16 protein-coding genes are annotated in these 16,460 nt (G+C 69.3%); 11 read left to right on the top strand and 5 right to left on the bottom strand.

Annotation, left to right across the window (positions count from 1 at the left end):
- Window positions 1-255 precede the first annotated feature (255 nt).
- Window positions 256-822 (bottom strand): TetR/AcrR family transcriptional regulator, encoded by a 567-nt coding sequence (locus tag ELQ90_RS01750; protein WP_128493541.1) that lies wholly within the window; start codon window positions 820-822, stop codon window positions 256-258.
- A gap of 96 nt (window positions 823-918) precedes the next feature.
- Between ELQ90_RS01750 and ELQ90_RS01755 the strand changes: the two genes are divergently transcribed.
- The 8 genes from ELQ90_RS01755 to ELQ90_RS01790 all read left to right on the top strand — a co-directional run bounded on the left by ELQ90_RS01755 (window position 919) and on the right by ELQ90_RS01790 (window position 8,604).
- Window positions 919-1,872 (top strand): quinone oxidoreductase family protein, encoded by a 954-nt coding sequence (locus ELQ90_RS01755; RefSeq protein WP_128493542.1) that lies wholly within the window; start codon window positions 919-921, stop codon window positions 1,870-1,872.
- Window positions 1,873-1,947: 75 nt separating this feature from the next.
- A complete protein-coding gene (locus ELQ90_RS01760; protein WP_243695955.1) occupies window positions 1,948-2,385 on the top strand; it encodes a hypothetical protein in 438 nt (145 codons plus the stop codon).
- Between the two features lie 119 nt (window positions 2,386-2,504).
- Window positions 2,505-3,095, top strand: coding sequence for a gamma carbonic anhydrase family protein (locus ELQ90_RS01765; RefSeq protein WP_341810148.1), 591 nt, complete (start codon window positions 2,505-2,507; stop codon window positions 3,093-3,095).
- 139 nt (window positions 3,096-3,234) lie between these two features.
- The gene (locus ELQ90_RS01770; protein ID WP_128493544.1) at window positions 3,235-4,698 is read left to right on the top strand and encodes a flotillin family protein; all 1,464 of its coding nucleotides are present in this window, start codon (window positions 3,235-3,237) and stop codon (window positions 4,696-4,698) included.
- Window positions 4,699-4,834: 136 nt separating this feature from the next.
- Window positions 4,835-5,560 carry a hydrogen peroxide-dependent heme synthase gene (gene hemQ, locus ELQ90_RS01775; protein WP_128493545.1) on the top strand — a complete coding sequence of 242 codons (726 nt, stop codon included), beginning with the start codon at window positions 4,835-4,837 and terminating at the stop codon, window positions 5,558-5,560.
- Window positions 5,560-6,819: a ferrochelatase gene (locus ELQ90_RS01780; RefSeq protein ID WP_128493546.1), complete on the top strand. Its 1,260-nt coding sequence runs from the start codon at window positions 5,560-5,562 to the stop codon at window positions 6,817-6,819. The genes hemQ and ELQ90_RS01780 overlap by 1 nt, the downstream gene beginning before the upstream one ends.
- Window positions 6,816-7,799: a hydroxymethylbilane synthase gene (gene hemC, locus ELQ90_RS01785; protein WP_128493547.1), complete on the top strand. Its 984-nt coding sequence runs from the start codon at window positions 6,816-6,818 to the stop codon at window positions 7,797-7,799. Before ELQ90_RS01780 ends, hemC begins: the two co-directional genes overlap by 4 nt.
- Window positions 7,800-7,812: 13 nt before the next feature.
- The gene (locus ELQ90_RS01790) at window positions 7,813-8,604 is read left to right on the top strand and encodes a uroporphyrinogen-III synthase (protein ID WP_128493548.1); all 792 of its coding nucleotides are present in this window, start codon (window positions 7,813-7,815) and stop codon (window positions 8,602-8,604) included.
- 39 nt (window positions 8,605-8,643) lie between these two features.
- On the opposite strand, the gene ELQ90_RS01795 is transcribed toward ELQ90_RS01790, so the two are convergent.
- A complete protein-coding gene (locus ELQ90_RS01795) occupies window positions 8,644-9,837 on the bottom strand; it encodes an ATP-binding protein (RefSeq protein ID WP_128493549.1) in 1,194 nt (397 codons plus the stop codon).
- Between the two features lie 178 nt (window positions 9,838-10,015).
- On the opposite strand from ELQ90_RS01795, the gene hemB reads away from it, so the two are divergent.
- The 3 genes from hemB (at window position 10,016) to ELQ90_RS16775 (ending at window position 13,344) form a co-directional block, all read left to right on the top strand.
- Window positions 10,016-10,990: a porphobilinogen synthase gene (gene hemB / locus ELQ90_RS01800; RefSeq protein WP_128493550.1), complete on the top strand. Its 975-nt coding sequence runs from the start codon at window positions 10,016-10,018 to the stop codon at window positions 10,988-10,990.
- Window positions 10,978-12,315, top strand: coding sequence for a glutamate-1-semialdehyde 2,1-aminomutase (gene hemL / locus ELQ90_RS01805; protein ID WP_128493551.1), 1,338 nt, complete (start codon window positions 10,978-10,980; stop codon window positions 12,313-12,315). Before hemB ends, hemL begins: the two co-directional genes overlap by 13 nt.
- Window positions 12,316-12,423: 108 nt before the next feature.
- Window positions 12,424-13,344 carry a hypothetical protein gene (locus ELQ90_RS16775; protein WP_208020538.1) on the top strand — a complete coding sequence of 307 codons (921 nt, stop codon included), beginning with the start codon at window positions 12,424-12,426 and terminating at the stop codon, window positions 13,342-13,344.
- Window positions 13,345-13,371: 27 nt separating this feature from the next.
- On the opposite strand, the gene ELQ90_RS01815 is transcribed toward ELQ90_RS16775, so the two are convergent.
- From ELQ90_RS01815 to ELQ90_RS01825, 3 genes are read right to left on the bottom strand one after another with little or no spacing between them, the layout of a single operon-like run.
- Window positions 13,372-14,397, bottom strand: coding sequence for an MDR family oxidoreductase (locus ELQ90_RS01815; RefSeq protein ID WP_128493552.1), 1,026 nt, complete (start codon window positions 14,395-14,397; stop codon window positions 13,372-13,374).
- Between the two features lie 44 nt (window positions 14,398-14,441).
- Window positions 14,442-15,260, bottom strand: a complete 819-nt coding sequence (locus ELQ90_RS01820) for an ABC transporter permease (protein WP_208020539.1) — start codon at window positions 15,258-15,260, stop codon at window positions 14,442-14,444.
- Complete coding sequence (locus tag ELQ90_RS01825; RefSeq protein WP_128493553.1) at window positions 15,257-16,153, bottom strand: ABC transporter ATP-binding protein; 897 nt, start codon at window positions 16,151-16,153, stop codon at window positions 15,257-15,259. Before ELQ90_RS01825 ends, ELQ90_RS01820 begins: the two co-directional genes overlap by 4 nt.
- Window positions 16,154-16,460 lie beyond the last annotated feature (307 nt).

Below are 16,460 nucleotides of genomic sequence, written 5' to 3' on the forward strand. Positions count from 1 at the left end.
TCCTCGGCTATCGCGAATCCACCAGACGGGCGTCATCGACGGCGATCCGCTTGTCGTGGCTCCGGGCCGCACCGCGACACCGGCGTAGCGACGCGCGAGTATGACCGGTACTGACAACGGTTGGAGCGATGAAGAGGTGCGCGCCGAACTTGTCGTGCCCTGACATGAAGTTGTCCACGAGATCCGGCACGGGATTGCAGGGGGCGGCATCTCGATCGCCCGGTCAGGGCTGCAGGGGGTATCACGGACGACGGGTCAACGACCGCCGGAGAAGGTCGTGAATGACCTCAGGAAATGCTGGGCGAGTCGTCGCGCCGACGCCTCGGAGTCCGAGGGTACGAGGTTAGCGGCGCCGGCGTTCGCCTCGATGAGCAGGACGATGTCGTCCCACACCACATCGTCGCGGACCGTTCCCGCTTCCTTCGCGGCGTCGAGGACCCGCTCGATCGTGGACCGAAGGATCGCCTTCTCGGCGTCGAAGCTCGTTCCGTTGAAGAAGGCGCGAACCACCAGATCTGCGCAAACCTGCTCGCGAGCCTGTTCGACGCATGCCTGCTCGAGAAGATCCGAGAGGGCCACCCAGGCGTCGGGGGCCTTCTCGACGGCATCGACCGCGCTCATCCACCATCCGAGCTGCCGTTCGAACACGGCGTCGATGAGTGACTCCCTCGTCGGGAAGCGGCGGGAGAGTGTCGCCGCCCCCACCCCAGCGCGGCGCGCGATCTCGGACATCGGCGTTTCCAATCCCTCGGAAGCGAAGAGGTCCTGTGCGGCATCGACGATACGGTCACGATTTTGGCGGGCATCGACACGGAGCACCATGCGGACATCCTAGCAAGTGGAAGATCATTGCCACTTCTGCTACTGTCTAGGAAGTGGAAGCTATCTTTCACTTATGAACACGATCGAGGAGATTCGATGAAGGCGGCCCAGTTCGTTCGTTTCGGTGATCCGGGAGTCATCGATGTTGTGGACGCTGCCGTGCCGACCCCAGGCGAGGGCGAGGTGCTGATCCGTGTCGCCGCGTCGAGCGTGAACGCCGTCGACGCATCGCACCGGTCGGGAGAACTCGGTCTCATCACACGCCGGAGGTTTCCGCAGGGTCTCGGCGTGGACGCCGTTGGCCGCATCGAGGGGGTCGGCGCGGGCGTGACGGGATTCGTCAAAGGAGAACGTGTCTGGGCCATGCGAGCCGGAGCCGACGGACTGAGGAGATCGACGGGCCTCGCCGCCGAATTCGCGGTCGTACACTCCCATCGAGTGGCGCCCGCACCCGAGTCGCTGAGTGATGCGGAGGCTGCAGCGCTCATTGTCGGCGGGTACACCGCTCTCCGGGCCTTCCGAGACGTGTTGAGCCTTCGACCCGGTTCGCGGACGCTCATCCGCGGGGCATCCGGCGGGGTGGGCAGTGCTGCCGTTCCGATCGCCGCCGCACTGGGTGGCCAGGTCATCGGCGTTACATCGCGGCGCAATGGCGACCTCGTTCGCTCTCTCGGAGCGCAAGAGGTCTTCGACTATGCGACGGCGACACCATCGGACGTCGGTTCGGCGGACGTGATCTTCGACACGGTCGGCACTCAGCTATCGGCCTGGCGAAGCGCGCTCTCCCGGAACGGGCGCATGGCGACCGTGGCCGTCGGCTCTGCCGGCGCACTCGCCGCTGTCGGTTTGTCCGCGATCCACGGCTCGCGACGGATCCGAATGTTCGCGGGCGAGCCGCCGACCGGGCAGCTCGCCGCACTGAGCGCATTCGTCGACGCGAACCACATCCGGCCCGTCGTCCACGAAACGTTCCGTATTGACGACATCGGACGTGCCCACGATCGCTTCGACCGCGGCGGTGTCGCCGGGAAGCTCGTCATCGTCATGTGACGTGAGCCACGTCTCGGCGTGCTCCTCCCTGGCGCCGATGGAGGAGGACGTTTCCCCGCCGCTAGTGTTGCGCGCATGACGAGGCACCCGCCATGGGCGGCAACACGCCGACGCGCAGCGGACGATCTCACGAAGACGGGGTGGGCCGACCGCCGTTACGCACGATGGCTCTGGGCGCTGAGCGTCGTCGGCGTCATCGTGATGATCGTCGGCTGGAACTGGTTCGGTCTGGCGCACGAGGAGGAGATGACGGAGCAGCCGAAGGCCGTCTCCGCCGGGTCCACGATGGCGGGATGGGGCGCGGTGGTCGGAGGGGTGCCGCTCGTCGCCGCCCACATGGTCGGACTCGTGCTCCTCGCGATAGTCGCCGTACGAGGGCGAGTACGGAGGTGGACGGGATTCGTCTACGCCGTCCTCGCCGTCGCGCTCGCATCCGGCGTCGGCATCGCCGTCGCCCAGGTGCTCTGGGCGGGCGAGCTGTTCATGATGGGCGTCGATGGCGCGCGTCCGTGATGGAGTGCTCGATACTCTTCCGAACGGGTCACCGTGCCCGGACTCTGCGGAAGCCGGGGAGCAGGATGAGGGCGGGTCATCGCTAGGGTGAGAGCGAGGATCGGAGCGGACGGATGCTGATGAGACACCGCGGCGTCGAGCCGTCGATCGACGCGACCGCCTACGTCGCCCCGTCGGCTGTGATCGTCGGAGACGTCCGGGTCGGGCCGGGTGCTCGGATCCTGCACGGGGCCGTTATCACGGCGGAGGACGGCGAGGTCACCGTCGGCGAGGACGCCGTCGTCATGGAGCAGGCGCTGATCCGTGGTCGAGCGGGCCATCCCGCCCGTGTCGGCGCGGCCGTCATGATCGGTCCTCACACCCACATCAACGGCAGCACAGTGGAGGACGAGGCGTTCATCGCCACGGGTGCCTCCTTGTTCCCGGGCAGCCGCATCGGCCGGGGAGCCGAGGTCCGTATCAATGGCGTCGTGCAGGTCAACACCGTCGTGGCGCCCGGTGCCGTCGTCCCTATCGGCTGGGTGGCTGTCGGTGCGCCGGCGTCGATCCTGCCGCCCGAGCGTCACGACGAGATCTGGGCGATCCAACGGAAGCTCGACTTCGGCGGGACCGTCTACGGCGTCGGGCGGGAGACGTCGATGAGGGACCTGATGCGGCGGCAGTCCGAGTACTACGGAGCACACAGGGGAGACGACCTCGTCGAACCGTGAAACACGGCGGTCGCTTGTGCGTGAAGCGTTCGGAGGGGCGCTGGTGGCGAGTCGCCCGCACGGGGGGAGGACTGCCCGTATACCGGAACCTGGCCTCCCGATAGGGTGAAGGCACCGCCCACCAACACTCTGGAGTGTCATGGACCTGCTCGCCATCGCGTCGATCCCCATCATCATCGCCGTGGTGGTGATCCTCGTCATCCTGGCTCTGTTCATCAAGAGCCGGTACAAGATCGCGAAGCCCGACGAGGCGATCATCGTCACGGGGCGCAAGGCGAAGAAGACGGTCGGCGCCGACGGCCGCACGATCACGGACCTCTCGGGTCAAAAGGTCGTCCAGGGCGGCGGCGTCTTCGTCGTGCCGTTCCTGCAGCGTCACTTCTCGCTCTCCCTGCGCTCCCGCGCGATCGGGATCCAGGGCGTCGCGCAGACACGCAACGGTGTCACCATCCGCGTCGAGGCCGTGGCCGTCGTCAAGGTCGGCGACAGCGATGGGGCGATCCGTTCGGCCGCCCAGCGCTTCCTCGGTCAGGACCAGCACATCGAGCCCTTCACGCAGGAGGTGCTCTCCGGTTCGCTGCGTTCGTCGATCGGTAACCTCACGGTCGAGGAGATCATCCGCGACCGCGCCGGCCTCGCCGAGCAGGTGCTCGAGGCTGCCCGCACCTCACTCCTCAACCAGGGTCTCGACGTCGACACATTCCAGATCAAGGAGATCGCGGACGACAAGGGCTACATCACCGACCTCGGTCGCCCTGAGCAGGCCCGTGTCCGCCAGGCGGCCGAGATCGCGGAGTCGCAGTCGGCCCGTGCGTCGGAGCAGGCGCGCATCGAGGCGGCGGAGGCCATCGCCGACGCGAACCGCGAATTGTCGCTGAAGAACGCGTCGATCAAGACCGAGACGGACGAGGCGATCGCGCGAGCAGAGGCTGCGAAGCCGCTCGCCGAGGCGACCGCGCAGCAGGGCATCCTCCAGCAGCGCGAGATCACCGCCGTCCGCGAGGCCGCGCTCCGCGAGCAGCAGCTCAACGCCGAGGTCCGCAAGGTCGCGGACGCCGAGTCGTACCGCATCCGCCAGATCGCGGAGGCCGACGCCGCGAAGGTCGTCGCCGAGGCGAAGGCCGACCGCGACCGCCGTATCGCCGAGGCCGAGGCCACGCGCGCAGAGGGTGAGGCCGAGGCGGCCGCGATCCTCGCCAAGGGTGAGGCCGAGGCGCGGGCGACCGAGCTCCGCGTCGCCGCGCTCCGCAACGAGTCCGAGGCTCTGCTGCAGCAGCGCGCAATCGAGATCCTGCCGCAGATCGCCCGCGAGCTCGCCGCCCCGTACGCCTCGATCGACAACCTCACGGTCATCTCGACCGACGGCGCGACGAAGCTCTCGAACGACGTCGTCAACAACGTCACGCAGGTCTCGACGCTCCTCAAGGACGCGACGGGCATCGACCTCACGAAGCTCTTCAACGGCGCCACCCGGCGCTCGGGCGACGCGGGCGGCCAGAGCCTCGGCGACCTGCTCGGCGGCGGCAGCGGCGCCGGCGGTGGCACCGTCGGCGGCGCGACCGGCTCGACCCCGGACGCCGCGGACGCGGCCGCGCAGCCCTAAGCGCCACCCGCCCACACACGTCGAACCGCGCGGTCCCTGAGGGGCCGCGCGGTTCGTCGTCTCCCCCTCACCGAGCGATGTGGCCGCGGGGCTCCGCGCTTTGAAATCTTTCAGGGTTAAGAGGGAGGATGGAGTCATGACTCACCCGGCCTCCGACGAGGCAGTCCACCCCTCTCCCCACACCGAAGAACCTGACGTCGGACCGTCCGGATTCACCCTGTGGGCGATCCTCCGTCGCAACCCGGATCGGGCGGCGGACGTCTCGGCACCGGCGGTTTCGGAACTCGAATCGGTCGTCGACGTCCTCGACGCCGACGGCGTCACCATCCGCGGTTTCTACGACGTCTCGGGCATGCGTGCCGACGCCGACCTCATGATCTGGCTGCACGGCGACACCGCCGAGGCGCTCCAGGCCGGGCTCCGGGCGCTGCGCCGTACGACGATGCTCTCCGATCTGCTGCCGACGTGGAACGCGATGGGCGTCCACCGCGACGCCGAGTTCAACCGCCAGCACGTCCCGGGCTTCCTCCGCGGGAAGGAGCCGCTGCAGTGGCTCTGCCTCTACCCCTTCGTCCGCAGCTTCGAGTGGTACCTGCTGCCCGAGGAGGAGCGTCGCGCGATGCTCGCGGAGCACGGCCGCAAGGGAGCCGCCTTCCGTGGTGTGCTCGCGAACACGGTCGCCTCGTTCGCGCTCGGTGACTACGAGTGGCTGCTCCCTCTCGAGTCCGACGACCTCGTCGACCTCGTGGACCTCATGCGCGATCTGCGCGCCACGGACGCGCGTCGCCACGTCCGCGAGGAGGTGCCGTTCTTCACGGGACGCCGCATCCCCGCCGCCGAAGTCGCGGAGGTGCTGTCCTGATGGCCGCCCGCAACCTCGGCAGTACCGACGGGAGCTTCGACGCGTTCACCGCCGAGCTCGCGGTGGAGGACGCCGCGACCCCGCTCGTGCCGTCGGCTTCACCGGCCGCCTCGTCCGGTGCGCCGCACGTGAGCGAGCCGACGTCCTACGACGCGATCCTCCTCGCGGGTTTCGGTGGCCCCGAGGGTCAGGACGACGTCATCCCCTTCCTCCGCAACGTCACGCGCGGTCGCGGCATCCCGGACGAACGACTCGAAGAGGTCGCGCACCACTACCGTCACTACGGCGGTGTGAGTCCCATCAACGACCAGAACCGCGCGCTCAAGGCGGCCCTCGAGTCGGAGCTCGCCCGCCGCGGCATCGACCTCCCCGTGCTGTGGGGCAACCGCAACTGGATCCCGTACCTCGAAGAGGCCGTGACGGAAGCGAACGACCGCGGGTACACGCAACTGCTCGCGATCGCGACGAGCGCCTACTCCTCCTACTCCGGTTGCCGCCAGTACCGCGAGGACTTCGCTCGCGTGCTCGACGAGACGAAGCTCGCCGGCACCGTCCGTATCGACAAGGTGCGGCAGTTCTTCGACCACCCCGGCTTCGTCGGTCCCTTCATCGACGGCGTCCGCGACGCTCTCACGACGCTCGAGGGTCAGGTCGAGGGACTCGACGTGGCGACCGAGGTCGAGGTGATGTTCACGACGCACTCGATCCCGGACGGCGACGCCGAGCGCTCCGGCCCTCGCGACCGCGACTTCGGTCCGCGCGGCGGCGCCTACGGTGCCCAGCACCGCGCCGTCGCCGGCGTCGTCATGGAGGCCGTGCGCGCCGAACGCGGTGAGGGCGGCGTGCCGCCGTGGCAGCTCGTCTTCCAGTCGCGCTCGGGGCCGCCGAGCCAGCCGTGGCTGGACCCGGACATCAACGACGCCATGGAGGAGCTTCCCGCCGCGGGCCGCCGCGCCGTCGTCATCGTGCCCATCGGCTTCGTGAGCGACCACATGGAGGTGCTCTGGGATCTCGACAACGAGGCGACGGACACCGCCAAGCGGCTCGGTCTCGCGTCCGTCCGCGTCGCGACGCCGGGCACGCACGACGACTACGTCGCCGGACTCGTCGACCTCATCCTCGAGCGCGTCAACGGCACGCCGGCGGAAGAACGCCCGGCGACCACGGAGCTCGGCCCGTGGTACGACGTGTGCCGCCCGGGGTGCTGCGAGAACGCTCGCCTCGGCTTCAAGCCGGCCGTCGCGGGACTGGCGCCATGACCCTGCGGATCGGAACGCGCGGCAGCGCGCTCGCCCTCGCGCAGTGCGGTGACGTCGCGGAGCTCATCACCGAGCGAACGGGGATCGCGACGGAACTCGTGCCCGTGACGACGCACGGCGACGTCTCCCAGGCGTCGCTCTCGAGCCTCGGCGGCACGGGGGTCTTCGCCTCCGCGCTCCGCGAGGCCCTGCTCGTCGGAACGTGCGACATCGTCGTGCACTCCATGAAGGACCTCCCGACCGCTCCGTACCCGGGACTCGTCATCGCGGCCGTCCCGTTGCGTGCGGACGCGCGCGACGCCCTCTGCGCGCGCGACGGACTCACGCTCGAGGAGCTGCCGGCCGACGCGCGCGTCGGTACCGGGTCGCCACGGCGCGCGGCCCAGTTGCTCGCACGGCGCCCCGATCTCACCGTCGTCGACATCCGCGGCAACGTCGACACGCGCCTCGGGTTCGTCACGTCGGGCGAGCTCGACGCGGTCGTCCTCGCCGTCGCCGGGCTGTCCCGACTCGACCGCACGGCCGCGATCACGCAGATCTTCGAGCTCGACGAGTGGCCGACCGCTCCGGCTCAGGGAGCGCTCGCCGTCGAGACCGTCGCATCGTTCGACCGCCACGGGGACAGCGAGACCGCGCGTGCGGTGCGCGCCATCAACGACGCCGACGCGTTCGTCGCGGCCGAGGCGGAGCGCGCCGTGCTCGCCGGACTCGAGGCGGGTTGCTCCGCTCCCGTCGGTGCCTCCGCCCGCGTGGGGGAGCACGGTATCCGCCTCACAGCCAGCGTGTACGCTGGAGACGGATCGTCTTCCGTGGAGAATGATGCGCAGGCGGTCCTCCCGAACCTCATCGATCCGAGTGCTTCGAGCCACCCCGACGGAACCGGTCTCGACGCGCGGATCGCGACGGCGAGCCGGATCGGATTCGAGCTCGCCGCGTCCCTGATCAGCGCCGGCGCCCCCGGCCTCGCAGCACGACCCTAGTGAGGACCACCGTATGACGGCACACGCGCTCGTGGGCAAACCCCTCAAGGGGTGGCGAGTGCTCGTCCCGCGTGGCGGTCCCTGGGGAGACGGCGTCGCGGCGGACCTGCGGGCGCGCGGCGCGTCACCCGTCGTCGCCCCCATGATCAACTTCGCGCCGACCGACGACCCGGCTGCGCTGCGAGCAGCGCTCGACGCGCTCACCGCCGGCGAGTTCGACTGGCTCACCGTCACGAGTGCGACGACCGTCGACGTCCTGTACTCGGAGGGTGTGCGCATCCCGCCCACGACGAAGATCGCGGCCGTCGGAGAGACGACAGCCGCTGCGCTCCAGGCCGTCGGCTACGCCGTCGACCTCGTGCCGGAGCGGGACAACTCGGCGCGCGGCATGCTCGACGAGCTCAACGCCCTCGAGCCGAATCCCCGTCGATTCCTCACCCTCCGCTCGGAGATCGCGAAGCCGCTGCTGTCCCGCGGCCTCGTGGAAGCAGGCCACGACGTGCTCTCGGTCGTCGCCTACCGCACGATCGGCGAGCCCGTCGACGACCGCGTCGTCGAGGACGTGCGCAGTGGCCGCATCAGCGTGATCCTCGTCACCTCGGGAAGCGTCGCCGAGCAGGTCGCGACCCAGTTCGGTTCGCTGCCCGAGTCGACCGTCGTGGCGGCCATCGGCCCCCGCACAGCGAAAGACGCGCGCGCCGTCGGTCTCGACGTGGCCGTCGTCTCCCGTGAGCAGACGGTCGCGGGCCTCATCGACTCGATCGTCGAGGTGGTCGCCGACCGCGAGGTCCCGACCGTCTCCTGATGAGCTCAGGTGTTCGTGATTCGCGTGCTCGTGCTCGTGCTAGTCGAGTTCGATACGCCGCTGAAGGTACTCCCGAAATTTCGGCGCTGTATAGAGGTACTGGCCCTTCCGCGGCCGGTAGAGAACGTTAGCCTTCACCAGCCGTCCTAACAGCACGTTTACGTTGTCGTTAGATTTGCTCGATGCTTCGTTGAGGTCAGCGACGGCAAGAGGAGGATACGGGCATTGTGCTGATGCCACGAGCAGGTCCTGCTCCGCAGGAGTGAGCGATTCAACGCGAGGTTCATAGAAGTCGAGATCGAGTCGTTCATGTATGCGCTCTTCAATAGCCTCGAGCACACCGATGCTCATGCGTGCCGATCCAGCGTCGTGAGTTGCGTCCCAGAGTTCCGCTCCCCATAGCTGGATGAAGTAGGGGTAACCTTCGACGTCCTTCACGACCCGCTCGACAAGGTCGTCGTCAGCCTTAATAGCAGCAGCTGCTGACAGGGGCTCAGTGAAAGCCTTTGCCGCATCTTCGAAGCCGAGCGAGTCGACCTTGAAGCCCCGAAACATTCGTTCGCTGTACGTCCGCGCCGTCAACAAGTTCACCGTCAGCGTGGGCAGACCGCACAGCACGAGACTGATGGGCACGTTCTGCTTCTGAAGAGTTGACACCGCTGCAATCAGTGAGGAGAGAGCGTGTGATCCGGAAGCTGCCTTGTCGTCGACCAGCACTTGGGCTTCATCGAAGAAGAGGACGAGTCCAGCCTTATCCGCAGCGAGTGCCGACTCGACCGCAGCTAGGAGAGTCGAAGCTACGTCATGCGTGGTTGGATCTAAGTCTCCCGCGAGACTCCATTCAAAACCCTCGAAGGTCACAGTGGCTATCCGCCGCAGGGCTTGCGCCGCGTCCGCGGCAACACGCTTCACACGCTCTATCGTCGAAAGGCGTTTAGCAAGTTCGGCTTGCTGACGGGCCAGGAGTGTCTCGAAGGCCGAGTCGTTGCAATGACGCGGTTCCAGCTCAGTGGCTATCGTTGCGAATCCCACTTCTTCGGCGACTTCTTGAAGTCGTTTCAGAAGCACCGTCTTGCCGACACCGCGAAGTCCGGTTATTCGAGCGTTTCCCGGTATCTCTGGAGCTCCCGCAAGAACACGACGGAACTGCGCGATGGCCGCATCGCGGCCGGCCAGGTATTCGGGTTGAAGACCGACGCCCGGACGGAACGGATTTCGCGCAGTTGCTGCCATACACGAATACTAAACACCTAAAGGACTCTCTTTTAGGTTCTTTGTGCCGCGGTGTGGACGGAACCGTAGGACAAAGGCAAACCGAAGGACCTAAAAGAGTGTTTGTTAGTTGCTTCAGGTCGCTGCCAGCCCCAAGCGCACTGACCTCGTGCCCAGCCTGCCGCCGTAGGCTTGAGGGGTGACTTTTCCCGAGACTCGTCTGCGCCGACTGCGCACGACTCCTGCGCTCCGTCGCCTCGTCGCGGAGACCCGCTTGCACCCCGCAGAGCTCGTCCTGCCCCTCTTCGTCCGCGAGGGCGTCTCCGAGCCGCTCCCGCTCGGATCGATGCCCGGGATCCTCCAGCACTCGATCGACTCCCTGCGTCGGACGGCCGCCGAAGCGGCCGAGGCCGGTGTCGGCGGCGTCATGCTCTTCGGCGTCCCCGAGGTCCGGGACGCGACCGGATCGGCGTCGTGCCGTACGGACGGCATCCTCAACGTCGCGACGGAGGCCGTCGCCGCCGAGGTCGGCGACGCGATCGTCGTCCAGACGGACCTCTGCCTCGACGAGTTCACCGATCATGGGCACTGCGGTGTCCTCGACGCCAGCGGTGCCGTCGACAACGACGCGACCCTCGTGATCTACCGGGAGATGGCGCTCGCCCAGGCGCGCGCCGGCTCCCAGGTCCTCGGGCTGAGCGGCATGATGGACGGCCAGGTCGCCGCCGTTCGCGACGCGCTCGACGGTGAGGGCTTCCACGACACCGTCATCATGGCGTACTCGGCGAAGTACGCGTCCGCCTTCTACGGCCCCTTCCGCGAGGCCGTCGACTCGCAGCTCACCGGGGACCGCCGCAGCTACCAGCTCGACCCCGGCAACCGTCGGGAGGGCCTGCGCGAGGCGATCACCGACATCGAGGAGGGCGCCGACATCGTCATGGTGAAGCCCGCGATGAGTTACCTCGACGTGCTCGCCGACGTCGCCGCCGCGAGCGACGTCCCCGTCTGGGCGTACCAGGTGTCGGGGGAGTACTCGATGATCGAGGCCGCCGCCGCGCACGGCTGGATCGACCGCAACCGCGCGATCGAGGAGTCGCTCGTCGGCATCAAGCGCGCCGGTGCCGACGCGATCCTCACCTACTGGGCGACGGAGGTCGCGGGATGGCTCAAGTGAACGACATCAACCAGGGTCTCTTCGACCGGGCTCGCACGGTCATCCCCGGCGGCGTGAACTCGCCCGTCCGCGCATTCGGCTCGGTCGGCGGCACTCCCCGCTTCCTCGTCGAGGCCCGCGGCGCGACGGTCGTCGACGCCGAGGGTCGCGAGTATGTCGACCTCGTCGCGTCGTGGGGGCCGGCGATCCTCGGCCACGCCCACCCGCAGGTCGTCGCTGCGGTGCAGGAGGCCGCAGCTCGCGGCCTGTCCTTCGGCGCGTCGACGCCGACGGAGACGGAACTCGTCGAGGAGATCGTCGGCCGCCTCCGGAACGCGGGCCCGTCGCCGCTCGAGAAAGTACGGCTCGTCTCGACCGGCACGGAAGCGACCATGACGGCCATCCGCCTCGCGCGCGGCGCCACCGGCCGCGACCTGCTCGTGAAGTTCGCCGGCCACTACCACGGGCACTCGGACTCGCTCCTCGCCGCCGCGGGCTCCGGTCTCGCGACGCTCGCGCTCCCCGGATCCGCCGGCGTCCCCGAGGCGGTCGCCCGACAGACCCTCGTCGTGCCCTACAACGACGAGGCGGCGCTCGAAGCGGTCTTCGCCGAGCACGGGGATCGCATCGCGGCGGTCATCACCGAGGCCGCACCGGCGAACATGGGCGTCGTGCAGCCGAAGCCGGGGTTCAACGCCTTCATCGTCGACGTCGCCCATCGTCACGGGGCGCTCGTGATCATCGACGAGGTGCTCACGGGATTCCGCGTCGGTCCGGCCGGCTACTGGGGTATTTCCCGCGTGGATGCCGTCGACTACCAGCCCGACATCTTCACGTTCGGCAAGGTCGTCGGCGGAGGCATGCCGCTCGCGGCATTGGGTGGGCGCGCGGACATCATGGACCTGCTGGCGCCGCTCGGTCCGGTCTACCAGGCGGGCACCCTCTCCGGGAATCCGGTGGCCGTCGCGGCAGGTCTCGCGACCCTCCGGCTTGCAACCGCCGATGTCTACTCCCGGCTCGACGCGGTCGCCGCGACCGTCTCGACTGCGGCGTCACAAGCCCTCACGGACGCCGGAGTCGCGCACGTCGTGCAGCGCGCCGGCAACCTGTTCAGCTTCGTCTTCTCCGCCGAGCCCGCGCGCGATTACGCCGCGGTCCAGGCGCAGGAGGCGTGGCGCTACCCCGCCTTCTTCCACAGCATGCTCGACCATGGCGTCTCGCTCCCCCCGAGCGTGTTCGAGGCGTGGTTCGTGACCGCGGCTCACGATGACGCGGCGGTCGAACGCATCCTCGAGGCTCTTCCCCACGCGGCTCGTGCCGCTGCGGGAGCGCGTCCTCTCCGCTGAGAAGAGCAGGGTTGGACACGCATTCCGACGGCCGCATACAGCGGCGTCGTTATGGGTTTGTGAGCTTTCACAGCGGCGCCCCGAACACAGCCACGGCAGACTAGGAACATGGCCAGCATCCACCTCCACTCCGATCGACTCGAGATCCGATTGACGGCGGCGGAGAAGGCTCTCTCGCTCCGGCGGGACAACGTGGAGATCCCCCGCTCGAGCATCCGCTCGGCGACGCTCACGGACGACCCGTGGATCTGGGTCCGTGGCGTCCGCGGTAAGGGAGCCGCGATTCCCCTCACCCTCGCCGTCGGCCAGTGGAAGTCGCACGGCGGCACGGACTTCCTCGTCATCAAGAAGGGGTCCCGACCGGCGGTCGTCCTCGACGTCGTCGACGCCGAGTACTCGCGCGTCATCGTCTCCACCAATCACGGTGCCGAACTCGTCGCCGCGCTGCGCCTCGCCGAGGACGAGGTCCGGGCCAAGAAGGTCCGGGCGACGCGCGTCCGCACCGTGAGCCCGCGACCGATCGCCGTGCGGGCCAAGGCCGAGGCCGCCAAGGTCGAGGCCGCGAAGGCGAAGGCCGATGCCAACGCCGCGAAGTCGAGCGGTCGCTCCTCCGTCGCGAAGAAGGCGGCGAGCAAGGGCGCGGACGAGTCGGTTGCGGTCACGCCCGCCAAGGCCGCGAAACGATCGAGGGCGACGAGCGCGGAGAACACCCCCGGCTCCGGTTCCGCCACGCCGCCTCCGGACGGGGCGACGGTCACGAAGAAGACCGCGGCGCGCGGCGCTGCGACGAAGGCGACGACGTCGGCGTCCGCTTCGACGGGTGGCGAGAAGAAGCCCGCGCGCGGCAGCACGGCGAAGAAGACGGCGGCAGAGTCTCCCGAGGTCACGACCCCGGCGAAGGCGCGCACGCGCAAGGCCACGTCCGCGCCCTCGACGGAGCCGGTCGCGCCCACGGCGACAGACGCGAAGACGGCGGACGAGCAGACCGCCGTGGAGGCGACCGGCGAGGACGCCACCGCGAAGGACTGACGTCCGCGCTCGACCTGCTGGGTTCGTTCAGCCGCCCGTCTCGATGACGGTCCGGCCGCGCACGCCGCCAGAGAGCACACGCTCCGCGACCTCGCGCGCGGCGGAGATCGGGACGACGGACGTCATCCCGTCGAGCGCCGCGACATCGACGTCGCGTTCGAGTCGCGCCCACGCGGCCAGCCGTTCCTCGCGCGATGCCTGCACGGAGTCGATCCCGGCCAGGGTGGCACCGCGCAGGATGAAGGGGAAGACGGACCCGGCGTAGTCGGCGCTCTGAGCGTTCCCGCACGCGGCGGCGATGCCGCCGTGCCGCAACTGGGCGACGGCGTTGACGAGGGTCGGTCCGCCGACGGCGTCGATCACAGCGGCCCAGCGCTGCCTCTGGAGCGGTCTGCCCGGCTCGCCGAGCTCCCCTCGATCGATGACCGTCGTGGCGCCGAGGTCGCGCAGGAAGCCCGATTGCGTCTCGGTGCGACCGGTCGAGGCGGTGACCTCGAAACCCGCTCGAGCGAGCAGGGCGACGGCGAGCGAGCCGAGGCCCCCGGACGCGCCGGTCACGAGCACGGGACCGTCCGCCGGACTCACTCCGTGCCGCTCGATGCGGAGCACCGCGAGCATCGCGGTGAAGCCTGCAGTGCCGAGCGCCGCGGCGTGGCGGGGCGTCATGGTCGCGGGAACCCGCACGAGCCGGTTCCCGTCCACATGGGCGCGGCCCGCGAGGCCGCCGTGGAGCGTCTCACCGAGCCCGGCGCCGTTGAGCGTCACGAGGTCGCCGCGACACCAGTCGGGGTGGGTCGTGGAAAGGACCGTGCCGGTCAGATCGATGCCCGCGACGAGGGGCGAGCGCCGGACGACACCGGGCTTCCCCGTCAGCGCGAGGGCATCCTTGAAGTTGACGCTCGAATACTCCACCCGCACGACGGTGTCGAGCGCCGGTCCGTCCTCGCGTGCGCCGAGCGCGTCGAGGAACTCCGCGTCGAGGGTCTCGAGCGCGGCCGTGGACGCGGCTCCATCGTCGGAACGGCGGACGACCCACGCGGGAAACCTCTGCATGGCTTCAGCCTACGCAGGCGCGCTCCCGGCGGCGGGCCTGAAAATCACGTCACGTCGCGGCGCCAGGTCGTCAACGCACCGATGATCGTGAGGGCGGCGGCGATAGCCGTGAGCACGAGCGCTCCGACCCACCAGTCGAGCGACTCCTGGCCAGGAGCCATCATGCCGAAGACGCTCGTCCCGACGAGGGCGTCGCTCGCGGCTCCGGGGAGGAACCGCACGATGTCGGCGATCCACTCGGCGAGGGCGCCGACGGAGCGGAGCACGGGCTCGACGAACTGGGTGAACGCGATCACGATCACGATGACGGCCACCTGATTCGTCACGACCGAACCGAGCCCGATGCCGACCGCCGCCCACAACGCCATCGCGAGCACGACGCGTGCGAACATCGCCCACGTGTCGGTCGAACCGAGCTCCGTGTCGATGTCGAAGAGCGCGAGGGCTCCGGCGCCACCGCCCACGGAGGCGACGAGCCCGATGATGCCGAAGAGCGCTCCGAAGCCCAGCAGGACGACGAGCTTCGCCGCGAGCACCAGCCCGCGGCGGGGCGTGGCGAGGAACGTGGGCGTGAGCGTCTGATGGCGCACCTCACCCGTCACGGCGAGGGCGCCGAGGAGGACGGGGAAGACGTAGCCGACGGAGCTCGCGAACGAGTACAGGAGCGGGGGGAGACCCGTGGTCGGGATCTCGCCGGTCGTCCCGCCCGGGAGGGACCCCGTGGAGCCGGCGCCGAAGAGGGCGCCGAGCCCACCGGACAGGGACAGGACGTAGACGAACAGGACGAGCGCGAGCACCCACCACATCCGCGTCGTCGTGATCTTCGCCGTCTCGGCGCGGATGGTGCGCATGAACGTGCTCATCGGTTCCCCTCCACGAGATGCAGGAACGTGTCCTCGAGCCCCGACGACTGGCGTTGCAGGGCGCTCAGCGGGATGCCGGCGTCGAATGCCGTCCTGCCGACGGCGTCGGCCTCGACTCCCGCGACGATGAGGCCCGAGCGGGCGGGGGTCACGGCGTATCCCGCGGCGGTGAGGGCGTCCGCGAGCGCGCCGCGGTCGGGGGCGTCGACGAGGACGCTCACGCTGTCACCGGCGGACAGGCTCGCGAGGGTGCCGGAGTGCACGAGCACCCCGCGCGCGATGATGACGACGTCGTCGACGCTCTGCTGCACCTCGCTCAAGAGGTGCGAGGACACGAGCACGGTCCGTCCCTCGGCCGCGAGGGCCCGTAGGAGCGACCGGATCCACTTGATGCCCTCGGGGTCGAGCCCGTTGATGGGTTCGTCGAGCACGAGGACGCCCGGGTCTCCGAGCAGGGCGAACGCGAGCCCCAGCCGTTGCCGCATGCCGAGCGAGTAGCCCCCGACGCGACGGTCGGCGAACTCGGCGAGGCCCACGAGAGCGAGCACCTCGTCGACGCGCGAGCGGGCGATATCCGAGGCCGTCGCGGCGATGCGGAGGTGGCTGCGGGCGGAGCGCCCGGGGTGAAAGCTTGCGGCCTCGAGGGCGGCGCCGACGGTGCGCAAGGGGGACTCGAGGTCCGTGTAGGAGACACCGCCGAACGTCGCACGTCCCGCGGTCGGGCGCACGAGACCGAGCAGCATCCGCAGGGTCGTGGTCTTGCCGGCGCCGTTCGGGCCGAGGAAGCCCGTGACGCGGCCCGGCTGCACCTGGAAGCTCAGCGCGTCGACCGCCGAGACGGCTCCGAATCGCTTCGTCACCGCCTCCACGTCGATCGTCCGCACGTCCGTCATCGGTCGCCTCCTCGATCTCGGGCTCGTCGGGGGCCCGGAAGTCGTGGCCCCAGTCTGCCGGACACGGGGCTGCGAACGCCTCCTCCTATTGGGGGATACCGCGACGGCGGGGGTGATCACCGGAGGGGCCACCGCACACCGATCCGTCTGGTGCGTCACCCCGGCGCGGGCGTGTCACCTGTTCAGGGGTCGAGGGGGGTGGTTTCCTTCCCTGGCTGGGTGAACGTGCCGTTCGCACCGAGGCCCGCCCGCGCGGGGGCGGGTTAGCTGTGACATGGCCGAGAGGGTAGGACTGTGTCTCGGCGCC

It is taken from the genome of Labedella phragmitis (assembly GCF_004078635.1).
In the GTDB taxonomy this organism is placed as follows: domain Bacteria; phylum Actinomycetota; class Actinomycetes; order Actinomycetales; family Microbacteriaceae; genus Labedella; species Labedella phragmitis.

Bases quoted from the DNA above. Each gene is read 5' to 3' on its own strand.
- ELQ90_RS01750 (WP_128493541.1), bottom strand. From the start codon at position 822: ATGGTGCTCCGTGTCGATGCCCGCCAAAATCGTGACCGTATCGTCGAT.
- ELQ90_RS01755 (WP_128493542.1), top strand. From the start codon at position 919: ATGAAGGCGGCCCAGTTCGTTCGTTTCGGTGATCCGGGAGTCATCGAT.
- ELQ90_RS01760 (WP_243695955.1), top strand. From the start codon at position 1,948: ATGACGAGGCACCCGCCATGGGCGGCAACACGCCGACGCGCAGCGGAC.
- ELQ90_RS01765 (WP_341810148.1), top strand. From the start codon at position 2,505: ATGAGACACCGCGGCGTCGAGCCGTCGATCGACGCGACCGCCTACGTC.
- ELQ90_RS01770 (WP_128493544.1), top strand. From the start codon at position 3,235: ATGGACCTGCTCGCCATCGCGTCGATCCCCATCATCATCGCCGTGGTG.
- hemQ (WP_128493545.1), top strand. From the start codon at position 4,835: ATGACTCACCCGGCCTCCGACGAGGCAGTCCACCCCTCTCCCCACACC.
- ELQ90_RS01780 (WP_128493546.1), top strand. From the start codon at position 5,560: ATGGCCGCCCGCAACCTCGGCAGTACCGACGGGAGCTTCGACGCGTTC.
- hemC (WP_128493547.1), top strand. From the start codon at position 6,816: ATGACCCTGCGGATCGGAACGCGCGGCAGCGCGCTCGCCCTCGCGCAG.
- ELQ90_RS01790 (WP_128493548.1), top strand. From the start codon at position 7,813: ATGACGGCACACGCGCTCGTGGGCAAACCCCTCAAGGGGTGGCGAGTG.
- ELQ90_RS01795 (WP_128493549.1), bottom strand. From the start codon at position 9,837: ATGGCAGCAACTGCGCGAAATCCGTTCCGTCCGGGCGTCGGTCTTCAA.
- hemL (WP_128493551.1), top strand. From the start codon at position 10,978: ATGGCTCAAGTGAACGACATCAACCAGGGTCTCTTCGACCGGGCTCGC.
- ELQ90_RS16775 (WP_208020538.1), top strand. From the start codon at position 12,424: ATGGCCAGCATCCACCTCCACTCCGATCGACTCGAGATCCGATTGACG.
- ELQ90_RS01815 (WP_128493552.1), bottom strand. From the start codon at position 14,397: ATGCAGAGGTTTCCCGCGTGGGTCGTCCGCCGTTCCGACGATGGAGCC.
- ELQ90_RS01820 (WP_208020539.1), bottom strand. From the start codon at position 15,260: ATGAGCACGTTCATGCGCACCATCCGCGCCGAGACGGCGAAGATCACG.
- ELQ90_RS01825 (WP_128493553.1), bottom strand. From the start codon at position 16,153: ATGACGGACGTGCGGACGATCGACGTGGAGGCGGTGACGAAGCGATTC.